We start from the raw sequence: 16,702 nt of genomic DNA on the forward strand, positions 1-16,702 counted from the left end.
TTATAATGAGAAATAAGTACTATTTGTTCTCTTTTATAAGATTCTCATCTTCTTCCTCTAATAAGACATCCTCATCAATGTCTTCTTTAAAAGCAAAAGAAAGTAGAAGTGAGACTAAAATCCCTCCGCCAATTAAGTTTCCTATAGAAGCAGGAATAAGGTTAAGCAAAATAAATTCCCACCAGCTGTACTTAAACCCTTCTAATACCGTAATGCTGAAATACCCCATGTTGGCAACGGCATGCTGGAAATTTCCTGCTTCGAATATAATAACAGGAAGTAGAATGCCAAAAATTTTCCCCATTACATCTCTTGCCGCTGTAGCTAAAACTGCTGCAATGCCAATCAGCCAGTTTGCGAGTATTCCTGAAAAAAGAACCTGAAACCATCCCCAAGTTCCTCGATCGGTAAACGCCATTTTCTTTTCCATGAATTTTAAAAGCCCTTCATAGAATTCTTTATCTAAAGAGCCTGATAAATTTAGAAGAAGGCCTACAAATAAGGCACCTAAAAAATTACCAATATAACAAATTCCCCAAAAGCGCAATACCTTTTTACTGATCCAATATTTGCTCTGCAAGATGTAGCTTGGCAGAAGTACGTTGATCTCAGTAAAGAGTATCGACCCTGATAAAAAGATCATCGCATAACCTATTGCGAATCCTACTCCTGAGAGTAAATTGAAGGGCCCTGGTGTATCCACCTCCATAGATAAAAGGACAGAACCTAGAGCACCAAAGGCGATAAATGAACCAGCCATAAAAGATAAAATAAACTGTGCCAGGTTTGTAATCTGAAGGGCAGCTTTTCCTTCTTCGATAAAATATTCGATGATTTGTGCTGGGAAGAAATATTGCCGGTCTGGAACATCTGCTTTTCTATTTTTTTTCATTCACATTCCCTCAAGTTTTTGTCATTCTTATTTTAATACTCTTCCCTAAACCAAGACCTTGCAAAACCATTAAGAGAAGAACGGAAAAAAAATGTAATTTAAATAACTAGTCTTCTTTTGTGGTAAAATAGAAGATGAAGGGAAGTGGTCGCTTGAAAGGCTCAGGTAACCTATTTAATAGTGGAGATACGGTAACAGTTTTAAAAACGGGTGAATGTGTGACAATCTCAAAATGTCAGTACGTCAAACACATGAAGAAATATTGCTATAAAGTTAGTGAACATCCAAGTACTTTTTTCTTTGAAGAGGAATTTGTAAACGGCAAAAAGCGTTAATACATTTGCTTGTTTAAAATTTATATAAAAAAGAGCACTCCACAAATAGAGTGCTTTTTTCCATTCAAGAAAAATCTACTAATTTAATTATAATGCAAAACAAGTGCTGTGTTTCGTTGCGGGTGATGGATACAACACATAAACAAGCTAAACCGTACTCTCATGAATGTTGCTTGTCCATTTTAATATTGTTGAAAGTGCATTCTTAAGATTACTAGACACTGCAATATCATTAAAATCGATTCCTAAACTTACCACTGTTTGTGCAATATCAGGGCGTATTCCTGTAAATATCGTTTTAACTCCAATTAAGTTTAGAGCTTTGTTGATTTGAAACAATTCGTTTGCTACCAATGTATCTACAATTGGTACTCCAGATAAATCAATAACAAGATAACGATTATTCAACTTCATGCACTGCTTTAACGAATTTTCCATCAATAATTTGGCTCGATAAGTATCTAGATCTCCTACTAAAGGTAAAATCGCAACATCTTCTGTTATGGATACAACGGGAGTGGATATATCCAGAAGAGCATCTCGAGCTTGTTGTAATGTTTTTTGATGAAATTTCACAAAAGAAACACTAAATATATATGCGGTTTGAGCTAAAATGGAATCAATTATTCTGTTCATAGACAACAATTTCTTAACGGAAACTTCACTTTCTAAATGTGTTTCGATATATTCCCAAAATACTTCTCGATACACTTTATTGGTCTTCAATAGTTCATCTATGGCAATGCCGTATGCTACTGCTCCTTCCCCCGTTTTATAGGCCCATTCGTTAAGCCGATCTTTGATTATCTCATCTGATCCTTCTAATACAGCTTCACCTACTAATATAATTAATTGACGTCTCCAATTTGTAACTTCATCATCCTCCAAATCACTTTCCTTGATAAAATTTGAATACCTCGTATCTAACTTCTTATTAATGTTTTTTGAAATCGTTAAACTGTCATCAATTAGTAACTGACCTAGTTTGAATAACTCAGGCATATTAAAGTCTCCTTAGTATAAAAATAAAAACTTTACATACAAAATACTTTGATATACTTCTACCCTTTTCGTCTCTTGTCCTTTTTTCTTGTTATTTAAAACCTGTAAAATCATAAATCTTGAATAAATACGAGCGGAGTAGGCAAGCTAATATGGGAAAAATATGAAGGAGGTCACAGTACATGCAACAACAAAATCAAAGTAATTTGCAAAACCAACAGGCCGTTTTTCAAACACCGCCTCAAGTGGTGACAGGTAAGGATCTTAATTATATTAAGGATATGTTATCTTGGAATCTGCTTGGAATGAAAAAAGCTCATTTTATGGCTACTCAATGTCAGGATCCAGAAGTAAAAGCTACACTTGAGAAAGCTTGCCAAATGCATGAAAACCATTATAAACAAATCATACGTCATATATCCTCTCATCAATCAACTATTAATCAGACACAAACAAATTTACAAAACTAAAAGGGGCTATTCAAACAATGGAGTCAAATAAAATACAAAATCCGGAATCTGCTGTTCCTAAAACACCGCAGATGAATGATAGAGACTTAATAAATGATGTTCTTGCTTATGAAAAATATATGACAGATTCTTATTCTGTTGCGTTAAACGAAGCTAGCCATGACGCGCTTTATCAAGACTTGCTTACCGTATATAATGATACACAAAACATGCAAAGAGAACTTTACAACATGATGTTTAAAAAAGGATGGTACGCTCTTGAAGCTGCAGACACACAAAAAATACAGCAAACCTACCAACAGTTCTCTAATTATATGACTCAATTTCCTCACAATGGACAAACCCAATAACGTTATAGAGATGGCCTTTTAGAGGTCATCTTTTTCTATATAAAGACCTAGTGTTCACTATTTTGGGATACTACTTTAAGGGTAGGGCAGCTAGTATAAAATATGTGTTTTTATGAATGTACTGGATTTTCTTTTATTATTTGAATATTATGATAATTAATGAATGGCGACTCATTCATTTTTATGTCTTACATATACTTGGGAGGAATCTGTGAGAATTTTCACTCTGCTATCAACCGAATTTTCGAAATTAGCAGCAAACAAAGCAGTGCTTCTTTCTGTTATCACAGCATTACTTGTTCCTGTTGTTTATGGTGGAATCCTCTTGTCTGCAACGTGGGGTCCATATGATAACTTATCAAACTTACCCGTTGCTGTTGTCAATAATGACAAAGGAGCCATTGCAGGAGACCAGCCAATCAATGTCGGAAATGATTTAGTAGCCAATATGGAAAAGGGGAGAGATTTAGGCTGGAAATTCGTTGACTCAACAGAAGCCATGCGAGGGCTTCAGAAAAATAACTATTACATGGCAATTATCATTCCAGAAGACTTCTCAAAAAAGGTTACAACTGTCATGGAACCTCATCCGGAAAAGCTTGAATTAGAATACATTCAAAACGAAGGACTTAACTTTTTAGCTTCAAAAGTAACAGAAACAGCTATACAAAGAATGCGTGAAAAACTTGCGGACACGATAACTGAAAAATATGTGACAAACATGTTTGCTAGCTTAGGTGAAGTCTCGGACGGATTTGGAAAAGCGGCAGACGGATCAGCACAGCTGTCTGAAGGTACAGTTCAGTTACATCAAGGAACGAGCGACCTTGCAAACTCCGTAACGTCAAAACAAACCGATATTACAAAGCTCGCCAATGGAACGAAAGAATTAAAAAATGGAACGGGAACATTATTAAACAAACTTAATGAAAAATCTGGTGACATTGAAAAGCTAGCGGATGGTTCACAACAGTTGCATGGTGGAACAGTAAGTCTTAAAGAGGGAACCTCACAGATACTTGCAGGCCTTAAAAAAGCCGAGCAAGGCAGCCAAGCACTTAATGAAGGTGTCCAGTCAAGGCTGGTATCAGGAAGCAGAAAAGTAGCGGATGGAACGGGGCGTCTTAAAGATGGATCAGCTAAACTTGCTGCAGGAGCACAAAGGTTAGTAGAAGGATTAGAGGAATACAAAAAAGCAAACCCAACTGTTAATGTTGGACCATACTACCAACAAATTATAGATGGTGCAAAAGAAATCTCAAGTGGATTAGATAATCTGTCAGTAAAATCCGTATCATTAAATGAAGGAGCCCTTAAGGTAGCTGATGGAGTTGCTAACAGCGTAGCTCCAGGGACAGACGCTTTAAACAAAGGACTTAATCAGCTTGTAGCCGGACAAATTAAAGTGGATCAAGGAGCAAGTAAACTTGAAGGAGGAGCAGCTCAGATTGCTGATGGTAACGATAAAGTAAATAAAGGATGGAATGAATTAATTTCAGGGGTAGCTAGATTGGATTCTGGAGCGGCACAAATATCAGAAGGCAATACGAAGGTGGATGAAGGTTGGAAAAAACTTTCTGAAGGTGCAGCTAAGTTAAATGATGGCGCAGGAAAAATAAATGCTGGAAGTGAAAAATTAACAACCGGTCTTAAAACGGGTGCTGAGAAGACGGGAGGACTAAACACAGAGAAGGATAATATCAATATGTTCGCCTCCCCCGTACAACTAAAAAGTAAGTCTGTGAATGAATATGAGCATTATCGAGATTCTACCGCTCCCTATGTCCTAACACTTGGTCTATTTGCAGGGATACTAATCATGTCATTATTTATCGATTTTAAAAGACCACCATTAGTCTCAAGTTTTCACTGGTTTGCGGTAAAATTTATAAAACTCTCTACGCTTAGTTTGATACAGGCCATTCTGCTTTTAACGGTCGTTTTTTTCGGTCTCAAGATCAATGTGAGTAATCCTCTAGGTCTCGTTTTATTTGCACTAGCAGCAAGTGTGGTCTTCTCCTCAATCGTACTCTTTTTAGCAGCTGTTGGAGGGAACATTGGTCGCTTTTTGGCATTAGCATTAGTAATCATGCAGCTCTCTATTACAGGTGCTAACCTGCCTATTGAGATGTTACCTGAGAACTTAAGGAATATAAGTGAATACTTGCCGTTTACCTATTCTATAGCAGGTTTTAAATCAGTCATATCTCTTAATGATTTTGGAGAAGCACTATCAAACATGGCGATTCTCTTACTCTTTTTAGGAGTATGTACATTGATGACACTCGTTTTTTTTACTATCAAAAAAAGCAGAGCACCTGAGCAAAAAGTGGAAATGACGGTGTAAAAACATATAGATAAAAAAACTGCCTAAACTTTCTTAGGCAGTTTTGTAGTTCTCTACGCACTAAATGTGTGGGAAGCATCCACTTTTGGCTCTGGTACAAATTTTAATATGGTTATCCCGATGATGAAAAGGATAACAAGGCTGAATACAGCACTCGCTGAGTTGCCCGTAATCTGTGCTGTTATTCCTACAAGTAATGGTCCCATGATGGAAGCGAATTTTCCGAAAATCGTATAAAAACCGAAGAATTCGTTTGCATTTTGTTTCGGAACAAGTTTAGCAAAGTAGGCACGGCTCAATGCTTGGATCCCACCTTGTGAAGTAGCGACAAGCATGGCTAAAATCCAAAAGTCCATTGTTGTTTTTAAAAAATAGGCATAAATACAAACGATGATATAAACAAAGATTCCAACATAAAGCATAGTTTTCCCTGTGAATCTTTCTGCTAATCTTCCATAGAGGATGGCAAAAGGAGCTGCAACGACTTGGGTTACAAACAGAATGATTAAAAGATTCGTAGAACTGATTCCAAGGTCAGTTCCATATGCGGTTGACATCGTAATGATCGTGCCAACTCCGTCAATATAAAAGAAATACGCTAGCAGAAACAAAAATAAAGCACGATATTTTCGAATTTCCTTCATGGTGTTGCCAAGACGTTTAAAACTATTGATAATCGGTTTTGGCTCACGTTCAATCCCATAACGCTGGTAAACATTTTTTAGCATAGGAATGGTGAAAACTCCCCACCATACCGCCGTAATAAGAAATGCAATCTTACTTGCTATCACAGTAGAAATCGGAAGTACTTCGTTTTGAGCTAATACAATGATTGCGATGCTGATAATAAAAGGGATGGTACTGCCGATATAGCCTAAACCAAATCCTCTGGCAGATACACGGTTCATTCTTTCTTCTGTTGTGACATCTGTAATAAAAGCGTCGTAAAATACGTTTGAACCGCTAGAGCCTATTGCCGTTAAAGTATAAAATAGTAATAAGAGCAGCCACTGTTCACTTGGTATAAAAGCCAGTGAAACGGTAGATATCAAACCTAAAACGAAAAAGAAAGTAAAAAACCGTTTTTTTAGACCTTTATAATCAGCTATGGTCCCTAGAATAGGGCTTAATATGGCTAAAATAAAGGTAGCTATAGCAATCGTATATCCTAAGTAAGCAGTAGAGTCTGATGCACTTACCCCAGCTTTCATTGCTGCTGCTTTATAGAACAGAGGAAACACGGCTGTCGTAATGATGATGGAATACGCAGAGTTTGCCCAATCATAAAACATCCAGCTATTCTCTTCTTTCGTAAACTGTTTCATTGGCCTTTTCCTCTCTATAACGATTATTTTTCAAGCCACTGCAAGCCACGTGGAAAGCGAGCATCCTGAAACGGAAAAAAACTACTTTCAAAAACAACAAAGTTTACGAAAATTGCCTAAATCAATAATAGTTCCTCTATTACTTGACCGTCTGTGTGACCTAACTCTAGACCTAATAATCTTGCAAATGTCGGTCCTTCATCCACAAGATGCATCAAAGGTACACCAACATGTTGACGAACACCTTTACCTGCCATCATGATCATTGTTGTGTACTCTTCTTTTTCAGGAGAATAGCCATGAGATGCAAGTGTATAGCGTTTAGCTTCTACATCTCTTTCTGTAATGTGATCGATAAAAGTATCGTCTATCTGTTCCTTAATATAGTAGCCTTTACGAGCTTCTACCATAAAGGCACAGTTTTCATCTGCCCCCATAGCTCCAGCTTCCTCTTGGTTCAATACTTTTTCTATGCCATTGTTTTCGTTCATTACTAGATTCTTCAAAAGTTCTGCAACCACCTTCTTTGTATTCATGTCTGAATGATCGTTTACGTAAATATATGCTGATCCATCACAACTTTTGCAATAGGCTTTCCAGCTTAGGATTCTTCCGCTTTTATTTACTTCTATCAAGCCATGTTTGTGAAGAAACACATTCAGCTTGATGGCCTTCGATTCATCAAGGGCACTATGGTCCCCAAGGGCAACAAGTGTTGAGTTTTCGTATATGCCGCTTTCTTTTAATGCATCCATTATTCGTCCAAGACGGACATCATGACGTTGAATGGCTTGCATGGCTTCATCAGAAGAAAAACCATGATAATGACGCTGTGTGTCTAAATCAACAAAATGGACAAGCAAGAGGTCAGGCTTTTTCGTTTTTATCGTATGTACAGCTGATTCTAGGACGAAATCATCAAGTTCAGGCTGGTGCAGCCCGTTTCGGATATGCCCAAATCGGCGGTTCATGTCCAACTGATAACAAATGCTCCCATTAAAAAGTGATACAGGAATCTGGTGATGCCATGGCCGATTCGCAAAAATTTCGGGCATGTTGAAGTCAATGTTTGCTTTAGCCGTTACTGGCCAAAGCAATGCTGCCGTTTTCATTCCAGCTTTTTTGGCCTCATCATATAAAGTAGTCCCTTTTACATGTTTACGATGCCAATACCAGTCAGGAGAACTTCTATTAGGCTGAAGGAACGTATTATTCACGATACCGTGATGTTTTGGGTATTTACCCGTTACGATCGATGTATGACATGGATATGTGACAGAAGGATAAATCGTTTTAACATTATTGCAATAAGAACCTCTCTCCAAAACTTCTTGAAAATGAGGGAGGTCCTCCAGTCTAGAAAAATCTAATGAAGACAGACAATCAAACGAAATAACAATTAAGTGATCTGTAAGACGAGACATAGTGACCTCCGATTAATGATGAGATTGGAACAGTTACTCTTAAGGTAAATAATAGCATAATAAAAAAAGTTCAAGGTTGTAAAAAAGTGTGTAGGAAACATAATAACACTTTCCAAAGTTTGGAAAGTGTGCTATCTATTAGATAAAATATGTAATGAGTTGGTGCTTACATGATTAAATGGTGGTTGGGTGTTGTATGTATGTTTTTCATATTTATTGGTGTAGTCAGCTATATATTTGTACAGGACTATGCCTCGGAGACAGCGATGAAAGAAATATCCGAGCAATTGTCTTCAAACGAAGAGGAAATTAACAAACTATTGGAAGATCCGGAAATAAGAAAGTATATTGAAACGGGAGATATGCCCTCAGAAAGCCTCATTTTCACAACCAAAAAAGAAGCGGTGAAGCTAATTTCAGAAAGGTACACGATTCGTGAATTGGCAAACATAAGAGAAAAAGTAAGCAGTGGATTAGACGACGAGCAAAAAGAAGAGGTGTATAAAGAATTACAAGAAAAATTCTCTGATGAAGAATTGCTCGCGTTGAAAGTTGTTGCATTAAAAGAGATTAAGAAGAAGAAGTAATAAAAAAAGCCCTTCCTATGGGCTTTTTTTAATAGAGATACTAACCGTTATCATTAATAAGATAGAAATAAGGTTTCATCGTTTTTTGAAATGTGATAGCTTTCAAATTCCCCAACCTCTACTGTCATTTCTTTACCTGTATCAAGCACACTTTTGATTTGTTCTTCAATAAAAGGGTGCATGTCATAAAGTATGCCCACATGATCAATTGAAACCGATATAAAACCCGTACTAAACAGCATAATAGGTTCTTCCTCTACGCCTTTAAACATAGCAAAGCAATCACTAAAATCAATAGCATATAACGTCGCTCCGTGTTTTTGTGAGATTTTGATTAATTCCGAAAGATTTCCTTCCTTATCACTCATTATATTAACGTATCGAGAGCCATAGATCATCTTTTCATCAGGCATTTTAGTTTCTGATTCAACTCTATTCGTCACTGTTTTATTTTCAACTTTGCTCTGAGTATGCTCTTCGATTTTAGCTGGGGATATTTTATGGTTTACCGGTATTTTTTTTGATTCTGAAATCATGTGACTTTGCTTCATCGTCTTTAGATCTTTCTCACTCGTTGAATTAACGACAAGAACAGAAGATTGTGTTTTTGGCTTGTATTTTTTATTTTCTTCGATGGCATTTGTTTTATGATTAAATGCATTACCAGTTAAAAAACCGATTGTTACGATAGATGATACAACAAAAAGTATGGCTCGTTTTCTTATCTTCAAAGTAAATCCCCCTAAAGTTTTTGTTACTCATTAGACGGAAAAGAACGGAACAAGGTTTCAAATATTACAGAAATATTTCCATACTATTACAAGACGATCTGAAGAAGTGAAAAAAATTTAAAAGGGATATTCCTTCAAAAGCAGAAATCTACACATTAAGAATTCAGATAAACAAAAGAAGAGGGGTGAATAATAAAGACGGAGAGTGAAAAACAACTTTATGTAAGCGTTAACAATTATCTCCGATGTTGTGTACATAATCTGCCAATGTTATTAAGTCGGTATTATAGGAGGGGAACGTTATGCTTGGAATGGAAGATGGTGTCATTACTTTTGTATGGATTGCAACCGTGATTTCAGCAGTAGGATGTGTTGTGTTCGGTGGGGTTATGTGGAATAAAGGAGGCAATGATCCGAAGTGAATTTTTCAATTTTGATTCCAGTCCTAATCGTTTATATGGGTATCATGTCTTGGCTGGCCTATTACGGCTACAAAAAAACGGTAACAGAATCGGATTATTTAGTAGGAGGACGTAATATTCATCCTGCTATTATGGCTCTTTCGTACGGAGCAACTTTTATCAGTACGTCAGCAATCGTAGGTTTTGGAGGAGTGTCTGCTGTACATGGCTTAAGTTTGCTATGGCTTGCCTTTTTAAATATTGTACTAGGTATTTTTGTAGCATTTGCGATATTTGGTACAAAAATTAGAAAGCTGTCTTTGGACTTAAATGCCACTACATTTCCAACTCTTTTAGGCAAAAGGTACGACTCGAAATTCATTACGGTGTTTTCCGGCGCAATGATATTTATACTAATGCCAGCTTATACAAGCATTGTCCTTATTGGCGGAGGGAGATTTTTACAAGAGTCCATGTCCATGAACTTTAATCTTGCCCTTGTCATTTTGGCAGCCATTATCGCCATATATGTCATAACGGGCGGCATCAAAGCGGTCATGTACACGGATGCATTTGGTGCAGTCATTATGCTAATTGGCATGGCTATTTTCTTATTTGTTACTTATCAAGCGGTTGGAGGTATTACGGAAGGGCACAGTGGATTAAGTGCGATGAAAGCACTTGTTCCCCAAGCGCTTGTTGACCAAGGACATCAAGGGTGGACGAGTATGCCTTCGTTTGGTTCACCGCTATGGTGGACAATCGTCAGTACGATCATTATGGGAGTGGGTGTCGGAGTACTGGCACAGCCACAGCTAGCTATGAGATGTATGACAGTTAAGGATGACAGGGCACTATATCGTTCAGTTCTTGTAGGAGGAATTTTCATTTTTTTCATGACAGGTGCTGCATTTGTAATCGGTCCTCTTAGTAACTTATATTTCTATAACAGCACGGGTGAAATTTCATTAAGTGTAGCAAAAGGAAATATTGATTTGATCATACCGATTTTCATTAACAGGATAATGCCTGAATGGTTTATCTATTTATTTACTTTAACGCTCCTTTCTGCAACGATTTCAACGATCAGTTCATTAATTCATGTTCAGGCTACTGCTTTTGGACAGGATATTTTAAAAACACTAGGTGTAAACACATTGTTAGGATCAAAATTAAGCCCTTCTCGAATCGGGGTCCTGATTGGAGTTATTGCTGCTGTAATTTTGGCGTATCTTCTACCAGCCGGAATTATTGCGCAAGCCACCGCTTTTTGGTTTGGTATTTGTGCAGCAGGATTTTTGCCAGCATTAATCGGAGCTCTGTATTGGAAGAGAGCAACGAAAACAGCTGCAAAATCAAGTATGATTGTCGGATTTTCAGCGAGTATTATTGGTTTTTTGTTTTTTCATCTAAAAGAAGCAGCTGCCATCGGTCTTTCAGAAACGTTATTTGGGAAGATCACTTTACTTCCATTCCCATGGACACATATTGATCCGCTCTTTTATGCTCTACCACTTTCTACAGCGGTATTCATAGTCGTTAGTCTTTTTGACAAAAGTAGCACGATCCAAAAACAGAATAAGAATATAGATATCGTGCCAGCTGTTTCAGATTAAAGAACGATCTCCCGCTGAATGTGGGAGATTGTTTTGTTCTTCTGAAGTATGAACCCTCTTTATTTGTTACAAACTATGAACAGATAAAGGAGGTTTTTAAAATTTTTAATCAAGTAAAAGTAATCGCCTTAAAATTAATAATAAGTTTAATCGCTTTTTGGATCGGATTGGATTTATTTTTTGATGCAACCATCAGTGATATCCTCTCATTTGGTGTCACAACCACTCTTATCACCTATTTCGTTGCAGACCGTATTCTTTTATCACGAATCGGCAAAAGAAATACATTGATTGCAGAGTTTATTATAGCGTACCTGATCGTGTGGATTTTTGGGTCAATTCTTTTGAATGGTTATCTTCAAATCGCATGGGGAAGTGTCATTTCTGCTGGAATTATTACAGCAACAGAAGTCTTTGTGCATGAATACCTATTGAAAAAGATGCCTGCCCTGAAAAAAGAAAGAAGACAACATAGAAGGTTTAGACCTAGCCTACGATATGCAACAGAAATTGCTGAAGAACATGAATTTAAAGGGAGAAAGAAGAAATAAAAAACCTTGATCCTCAGAGGAAACACGTAATAATAAATCTTACAAAAATGAAATAAATCTTACAAGAAAAAACCCTACAGAGCAATTGTAGGGTTTTTCCTTCTAATTATACGAAAATAGGGGTTGGCGTCATTACTTACCATATTTCTTACAATGAAGTGATTAAAGTTGGTAAATAGGTCACTAAAGCAGACATATGTGTTTAACGTTGTCCAGGTTTTTTATGTTACTGAATGGGTTTCATGACTCTTTTTCTTTTATTAAATGTAACAAGCTCTGTATAGCCAAGTTTTTTTAATGTTAGCAAGTTGTCTGAAACATGTTTTCCTAAATCATCTGGAAAATGTGAATCAGAGGACAACGTGAAAACCACACCATGATCGGCTAGGACAGATAAAAACATGGGACTTGGACACATTTCTTGAACAGGGTATCTGTAAAAGAGACCAGCGTTGATTTCTGTCGCAGTATCTGTTTGTACTAAAGCTTTTGCAATCTTTTGATAGAGAGGGAATAATTCTTTCTCGTCTGGTCGATGGTTGAAGACCTTTAAATTATCTAAATGTGCAACAAAGTCGAAGAGTTCACTCCTGATCGCCATCTCTACTACCTCAAAAAAATCTTCATACGTTTTAAGAAGATCCATGGATTCAAAGCGATCTTGTGTTTCAGGATTATCAAAACCCCATCCCTTTAAGAAATGGACCGAACCGATAATATAATCCCATTCAACCATTGATAACAGTTTCTTAAGATCTTCTTCACAACCGGGAAAATAATCACTCTCAATCCCTAGACGAAGTACAACACCTTTTTTTTGCCATCGTTCTTTTGCTTTATTGATTGTCTCTACAAAATCAAAAATGGATTCAGTCATCACTTGATCAAGCCATTTTTGTTGAAGGGCACCTAAGTCAGACGAAGTGACATCCATATATTTTTCGTAATAGGATCTTGTCTCATGGAACCGGTAAAGGTGATCTACGATTCCGACCTCTTTAATCCCTTTCGTGAGGGATTCTTGTAGGTAGAGATCTAGCCATTCTTCTGAATAACAACCCTTATTCAGTCTGTTGCTAATCCTGATCTCAGACTTTTTTATCCATTCAATCGTATGAGGTTTTTCATCTAGTGGATGAAAATGATTTAATGCTTGATTGGTACGATCTAACCATCGAAATGAGTATGGTCCTTCTTCGAGATGTAAATGATAATCAACCTTCAATGGTTACCATCTCCTTTGCAAAAATCCAGTTGATCTTTTTATCGTCGATGCTCGTATTCCATTTATCCATGTATGGAACATCTGAAATGATATGCTGAAACTTTTCTAAAGGAGCTATGACAGAAAAGGAATGTTTGTCAAACTTCGAGTGATCTGCTAATAAATAATTGGTTTGAGCGCTTTCGACCATTTTTTTTGATATTTGTGCTTCTTCAACGTCGTAGTCTGTGACAACATCTGTTGATACTCCTCCACATGAGATATAAGCCTTATCAACCCGATATTGTCCTAAAAACGCTAACGCCATGGAACCTGAAATGGATTGCTGAGAGAAATTTAAGGTTCCACCGATTAAGATCACACTTCCTTCAAATCGTCTGGTATAAAGAGAGTCATTAAGGACATTCGCCGCAGCGATCGAGTTTGTTAATACGGTAAGTTGTTTTCGTCCCTCAATGGCTTTTGCAAGTTCTAAAGTTGTCGTACCTGCATCAAGTACAATGGTGTCGCCATCATCTATAGTGGAAGCAGCTTTTTGCCCAATTTTTTTCTTTGCAATAGCATTCGTACTCTGCCTTTTTACAAAAGGTGGTTCAAAATGTTTGCTTGATATTTTAATCGCGCCACCATGTACCCGTTTTAAAGATCCCTGTTGCTCTAATTCATCAAGGTCTCTTCTGATTGTTTCAGGTGTTACGTGAAAGCTTTCTGCTAGTTGTGTAACAAAGATTTTTCCGTTTGTCTCAAGTTGGCTCATAATCTGCATCCGTCTATTCTCAGAAACCAAATTCATGTGAGTGGAATCACATCCTTTTTCGAAAGGTAGAGTGTTTTTATATCTCCACTTTTTGTGTATTCGTGGCTTCTATGCAGGTGTTCAGCGAAAAAGTATTGAGTACCCGTCTTTAACTGATAGCGTACGATGTTACCAAGTAATGAGACTTGTTGTACTTCACCGGTTACCTTGAGTTCATCATCATGTGTACTTACTTCTGAAAAAGCTTCCGGGCGAATTCCAAATAAATCGCCTTCTAAACCGTGGTCTAATCCCAAAATTTGTTGAAGTTCTTCTGTATTTAGTACGTTATAATGTCCCATAAACCTTGCTACGAACTCGCTGTTTGGACGTGTGTAGATTTCTACAGGCGAACCGCTCTGCGCAATCTCACCATTATTCATTAGAAAAATGCGATCAGAAATGGCCATAGCTTCTTCTTGGTCATGAGTTACAAAAACCATCGTTATCCCTAATTTTTGTTGAATTTCTCTAATTTGAGTCTGAAGTCGGGCACGAATTTGTGCATCCAGTGCACTTAGGGGTTCATCTAATAGCAGCACTTTGGGTTCAACGACAAGTGCTCTTCCTAATGCTGCTCTCTGCTGTTGCCCACCTGATAATTCGCGCGGATAAGAACGCTCTTTTCCGTTTAAGCCTACAAGTTGAATCATGGATTGAACTTTTTGTTGAATCTCGGAATTGCTCATTTTTTTCATTTTTAAACCAAAGCTAATGTTTTCTTCAACTGTCATGTTTGGAAAAAGAGCATATGATTGAAAAACCATTCCTACTTCCCGGTCTTTTGGGTTAATATGTGTCACCTCTTTTTCATCAATGACAATTGTCCCGTTATCAGCTTCAACTAAACCTGCAATTGAACGTAGGAGAGTAGATTTTCCACACCCACTTGGACCGAGTAAGGTAACGAGTTCTCCTTTTTTAATCGATAAGGAGAGTTCATTCAAAACTTTTACATCACCAAATGACAGCGATAGATTATCAATTGTTAAAAAGCTCATACAGTTGGCTCCTTTTTCTTCAATTTCAAGGTTCCTCTACGACTTAAACTAACCATAATCCAGCTTAATACGAGCAGCAATAAGAAGTACGAGACGACGATTGCGCTCGATAAATGTCCGGATTCTCTTAGACGTCGGTATAAATAGATCTGTATCGTTTCAAAGTTCCCTCCGACTAAGATGTTGGCTAGAACAAATTCACCAAACAATACAGAAAAGGATAAGAGGGAACTAACGATGATTCCAGGTGTGATATTTGGGACAATAACTTTCCAAAATGCTGTACTTCGAGATGCACCTAACAATTCAGCTGCTTCTACGAGCGTTTTCGCATTTACTGTTCTTAAACTGTTGCGTACACCTTGATACATAAAGGGAAGAATAAGAACGAAGTAAGAGCCACCAAGTACAAGAACCATAGACAAGCCACTTTTTGAATAGATACTTAATAGACCAACTGCTGCTACAACCCCTGGCATAGCATAAGGAAAAAGGACGATGGTCTGAAGCCATTTTTCAAACCTTGGTGCATATACGGTAATGGCAAATATAGCAGGTACCATAATTAAAATGGATACTACCATAGTTCCTACTGTAAGCTGAATAGTTCGCATCAGCGCGTCTATAAAACGAGGGTCTTGAAATAATTCTGAAAACCATTTCAGAGTTAATCCTTCTGGAAGGATAGTCTTGTTCCACGTAGTTGAAAGGGAATAAAGAAACGTCGCAGCTAATGGAATAAATAAGTACAACAACGTAATAGTAACGATTATTTGATGCACACGTTTATTTTCTCTCATGCAAGATCCCTCCTGACCAGACGCATTAACCATTCATTAATCAAAAGAGCAACAGTCATTGATACACCTAAGAATACTGCCAAAGCACTCCCAAGCTCAGGTTGGGCAAATATATCACCTGATATTAAGGCACCAATACGTATAGGAAGGAGGTTAAAGTTACTTCCTACAAGGGCGTATGCAGTCGCATAAGCTCCCATGGCATTTGCAAAAAGGATACTGAAGGTCCCGGCAATTCCAGGCATGATGAATGGAATGCCGATTTTCATCCAAAATTGCATGGGGGAAGCTCCTAATAGTGTCGCTGCTTCTTTCCATTTTTTTTCGATGCCAAGATAAATAGGATAAAGAAGCATAATCGCAAGTGGAATTTGAAAATAAATATAGATGATGACTAGTCCAAACCAGGAATACAGATTAAATCCTTGAAAGATGCCTATGTTTAGCTCGTTAAACAAAATCGTAAATAATCCGCTTGTCCCTAAAAGGACAATATAGGCAAAAGCTAAAGGTACACCTGCAAAGTTTGAAGTCATATTGGCAAGCAGTAATAGTCGCTCTTGCCCTTTTGACGAAAATTTTGTAATCGAATAAGCTACAAAAACGGCAACAAGAATACCGATTAAACTAGCTAAAAATGAGATTAACAAGGAGTTTCCTATCGCTTGTAAATAAAATTTATTAGAAAAAACTTCAGTATAATTTGCTATAGAAAAACTGGTTTCACCAGTTTTTCTAAAGCTTGAGGTGATCATCGCTATGAACGGAAGGAATAAAAAGCCTATTATTAAAACAAAAAAAGGTGTTGCTGATAGCCATAAGAATCCATTTGTTTTTTTCTTCATCTGT

Annotated in this window: 17 protein-coding genes; 7 read left to right on the top strand and 10 right to left on the bottom strand. The window is 37.2% G+C overall.

The features are described from left to right. Positions 1-19: 19 nt before the first annotated feature. Both KUV80_RS00150 and KUV80_RS00155 read right to left on the bottom strand, forming a co-directional pair. Entirely contained in the window at positions 20-892 is an 873-nt protein-coding gene (locus tag KUV80_RS00150; protein ID WP_222460677.1) for a formate/nitrite transporter family protein, read from the bottom strand. A 482-nt stretch (positions 893-1,374) separates the two neighbouring features. Then, positions 1,375-2,229, bottom strand: coding sequence for an STAS domain-containing protein (locus tag KUV80_RS00155; RefSeq protein ID WP_222460678.1), 855 nt, complete (start codon positions 2,227-2,229; stop codon positions 1,375-1,377). Between the two features lie 182 nt (positions 2,230-2,411). On the opposite strand from KUV80_RS00155, the gene KUV80_RS00160 reads away from it, so the two are divergent. From KUV80_RS00160 to KUV80_RS00170, 3 genes are all read left to right on the top strand, one after another. Continuing rightward, complete coding sequence (locus KUV80_RS00160; protein ID WP_222460679.1) at positions 2,412-2,699, top strand: hypothetical protein; 288 nt, start codon at positions 2,412-2,414, stop codon at positions 2,697-2,699. 17 nt (positions 2,700-2,716) lie between these two features. After that, the gene (locus KUV80_RS00165) at positions 2,717-3,049 is read left to right on the top strand and encodes a spore coat protein (protein ID WP_222460680.1); all 333 of its coding nucleotides are present in this window, start codon (positions 2,717-2,719) and stop codon (positions 3,047-3,049) included. A 211-nt stretch (positions 3,050-3,260) separates the two neighbouring features. Continuing rightward, positions 3,261-5,396: a YhgE/Pip domain-containing protein gene (locus KUV80_RS00170; RefSeq protein WP_222460681.1), complete on the top strand. Its 2,136-nt coding sequence runs from the start codon at positions 3,261-3,263 to the stop codon at positions 5,394-5,396. A gap of 53 nt (positions 5,397-5,449) precedes the next feature. Here KUV80_RS00170 and KUV80_RS00175 read toward each other — a convergent pair whose 3' ends face one another. Further along, on the bottom strand, positions 5,450-6,721 hold the full coding sequence (locus tag KUV80_RS00175; RefSeq protein WP_222460682.1) for an MFS transporter: 1,272 nt from the start codon (positions 6,719-6,721) through the stop codon (positions 5,450-5,452). Positions 6,722-6,837: 116 nt separating this feature from the next. Then, a complete protein-coding gene (locus KUV80_RS00180; RefSeq protein WP_222460683.1) occupies positions 6,838-8,145 on the bottom strand; it encodes an alkaline phosphatase family protein in 1,308 nt (435 codons plus the stop codon). Positions 8,146-8,315: 170 nt separating this feature from the next. Between KUV80_RS00180 and KUV80_RS00185 the strand changes: the two genes are divergently transcribed. Beyond that, positions 8,316-8,732, top strand: coding sequence for a hypothetical protein (locus KUV80_RS00185; RefSeq protein ID WP_222460684.1), 417 nt, complete (start codon positions 8,316-8,318; stop codon positions 8,730-8,732). Positions 8,733-8,785: 53 nt separating this feature from the next. On the opposite strand, the gene KUV80_RS00190 is transcribed toward KUV80_RS00185, so the two are convergent. Further along, positions 8,786-9,463: a hypothetical protein gene (locus KUV80_RS00190; RefSeq protein ID WP_222460685.1), complete on the bottom strand. Its 678-nt coding sequence runs from the start codon at positions 9,461-9,463 to the stop codon at positions 8,786-8,788. Between the two features lie 302 nt (positions 9,464-9,765). On the opposite strand from KUV80_RS00190, the gene KUV80_RS18810 reads away from it, so the two are divergent. From KUV80_RS18810 to KUV80_RS00200, 3 genes are read left to right on the top strand one after another with little or no spacing between them, the layout of a single operon-like run. Beyond that, positions 9,766-9,885 (top strand): symporter small accessory protein, encoded by a 120-nt coding sequence (locus KUV80_RS18810; RefSeq protein ID WP_338083454.1) that lies wholly within the window; start codon positions 9,766-9,768, stop codon positions 9,883-9,885. Next, positions 9,882-11,480, top strand: a complete 1,599-nt coding sequence (locus KUV80_RS00195) for a sodium:solute symporter family protein (RefSeq protein WP_222460686.1) — start codon at positions 9,882-9,884, stop codon at positions 11,478-11,480. Before KUV80_RS18810 ends, KUV80_RS00195 begins: the two co-directional genes overlap by 4 nt. Positions 11,481-11,500: 20 nt before the next feature. Then, complete coding sequence (locus tag KUV80_RS00200; RefSeq protein ID WP_338083455.1) at positions 11,501-12,031, top strand: YndM family protein; 531 nt, start codon at positions 11,501-11,503, stop codon at positions 12,029-12,031. A 226-nt stretch (positions 12,032-12,257) separates the two neighbouring features. Here KUV80_RS00200 and KUV80_RS00205 read toward each other — a convergent pair whose 3' ends face one another. The 5 genes from KUV80_RS00205 to KUV80_RS00225 are packed head-to-tail and all read right to left on the bottom strand — an operon-like array spanning position 12,258 to position 16,698. Beyond that, a complete protein-coding gene (locus KUV80_RS00205; protein WP_222460687.1) occupies positions 12,258-13,256 on the bottom strand; it encodes a histidinol phosphate phosphatase domain-containing protein in 999 nt (332 codons plus the stop codon). Next, the gene (locus tag KUV80_RS00210; RefSeq protein ID WP_222460688.1) at positions 13,246-14,049 is read right to left on the bottom strand and encodes a DeoR/GlpR family DNA-binding transcription regulator; all 804 of its coding nucleotides are present in this window, start codon (positions 14,047-14,049) and stop codon (positions 13,246-13,248) included. Before KUV80_RS00210 ends, KUV80_RS00205 begins: the two co-directional genes overlap by 11 nt. Beyond that, on the bottom strand, positions 14,046-15,053 hold the full coding sequence (locus tag KUV80_RS00215; RefSeq protein ID WP_222460689.1) for an ABC transporter ATP-binding protein: 1,008 nt from the start codon (positions 15,051-15,053) through the stop codon (positions 14,046-14,048). The genes KUV80_RS00210 and KUV80_RS00215 overlap by 4 nt, the downstream gene beginning before the upstream one ends. Beyond that, positions 15,050-15,853, bottom strand: coding sequence for an ABC transporter permease (locus tag KUV80_RS00220; RefSeq protein WP_222460690.1), 804 nt, complete (start codon positions 15,851-15,853; stop codon positions 15,050-15,052). The genes KUV80_RS00215 and KUV80_RS00220 overlap by 4 nt, the downstream gene beginning before the upstream one ends. Next, positions 15,850-16,698, bottom strand: coding sequence for an ABC transporter permease (locus KUV80_RS00225; RefSeq protein WP_222460691.1), 849 nt, complete (start codon positions 16,696-16,698; stop codon positions 15,850-15,852). Before KUV80_RS00225 ends, KUV80_RS00220 begins: the two co-directional genes overlap by 4 nt. Between the last annotated feature and the right edge of the window lie 4 nt (positions 16,699-16,702).

The sequence above is a fragment of the Fictibacillus nanhaiensis genome (genome assembly GCF_019801215.1).
Taxonomy (GTDB): Bacteria; Bacillota; Bacilli; order Bacillales; family Fictibacillaceae; genus Fictibacillus; species Fictibacillus nanhaiensis_C.

Excerpts from the sequence above, each read along its gene's own strand:
- KUV80_RS00150 (WP_222460677.1), bottom strand. The coding sequence starts at position 892 with ATGAAAAAAAATAGAAAAGCAGATGTTCCAGACCGGCAATATTTCTTC.
- KUV80_RS00160 (WP_222460679.1), top strand. The coding sequence starts at position 2,412 with ATGCAACAACAAAATCAAAGTAATTTGCAAAACCAACAGGCCGTTTTT.
- KUV80_RS00215 (WP_222460689.1), bottom strand. The coding sequence starts at position 15,053 with ATGAGCTTTTTAACAATTGATAATCTATCGCTGTCATTTGGTGATGTA.
- KUV80_RS00180 (WP_222460683.1), bottom strand. The coding sequence starts at position 8,145 with ATGTCTCGTCTTACAGATCACTTAATTGTTATTTCGTTTGATTGTCTG.
- KUV80_RS00165 (WP_222460680.1), top strand. The coding sequence starts at position 2,717 with ATGGAGTCAAATAAAATACAAAATCCGGAATCTGCTGTTCCTAAAACA.
- KUV80_RS00220 (WP_222460690.1), bottom strand. The coding sequence starts at position 15,853 with ATGAGAGAAAATAAACGTGTGCATCAAATAATCGTTACTATTACGTTG.
- KUV80_RS18810 (WP_338083454.1), top strand. The coding sequence starts at position 9,766 with ATGCTTGGAATGGAAGATGGTGTCATTACTTTTGTATGGATTGCAACC.
- KUV80_RS00175 (WP_222460682.1), bottom strand. The coding sequence starts at position 6,721 with ATGAAACAGTTTACGAAAGAAGAGAATAGCTGGATGTTTTATGATTGG.
- KUV80_RS00210 (WP_222460688.1), bottom strand. The coding sequence starts at position 14,049 with ATGAATTTGGTTTCTGAGAATAGACGGATGCAGATTATGAGCCAACTT.
- KUV80_RS00155 (WP_222460678.1), bottom strand. The coding sequence starts at position 2,229 with ATGCCTGAGTTATTCAAACTAGGTCAGTTACTAATTGATGACAGTTTA.
- KUV80_RS00225 (WP_222460691.1), bottom strand. The coding sequence starts at position 16,698 with ATGAAGAAAAAAACAAATGGATTCTTATGGCTATCAGCAACACCTTTT.
- KUV80_RS00185 (WP_222460684.1), top strand. The coding sequence starts at position 8,316 with ATGATTAAATGGTGGTTGGGTGTTGTATGTATGTTTTTCATATTTATT.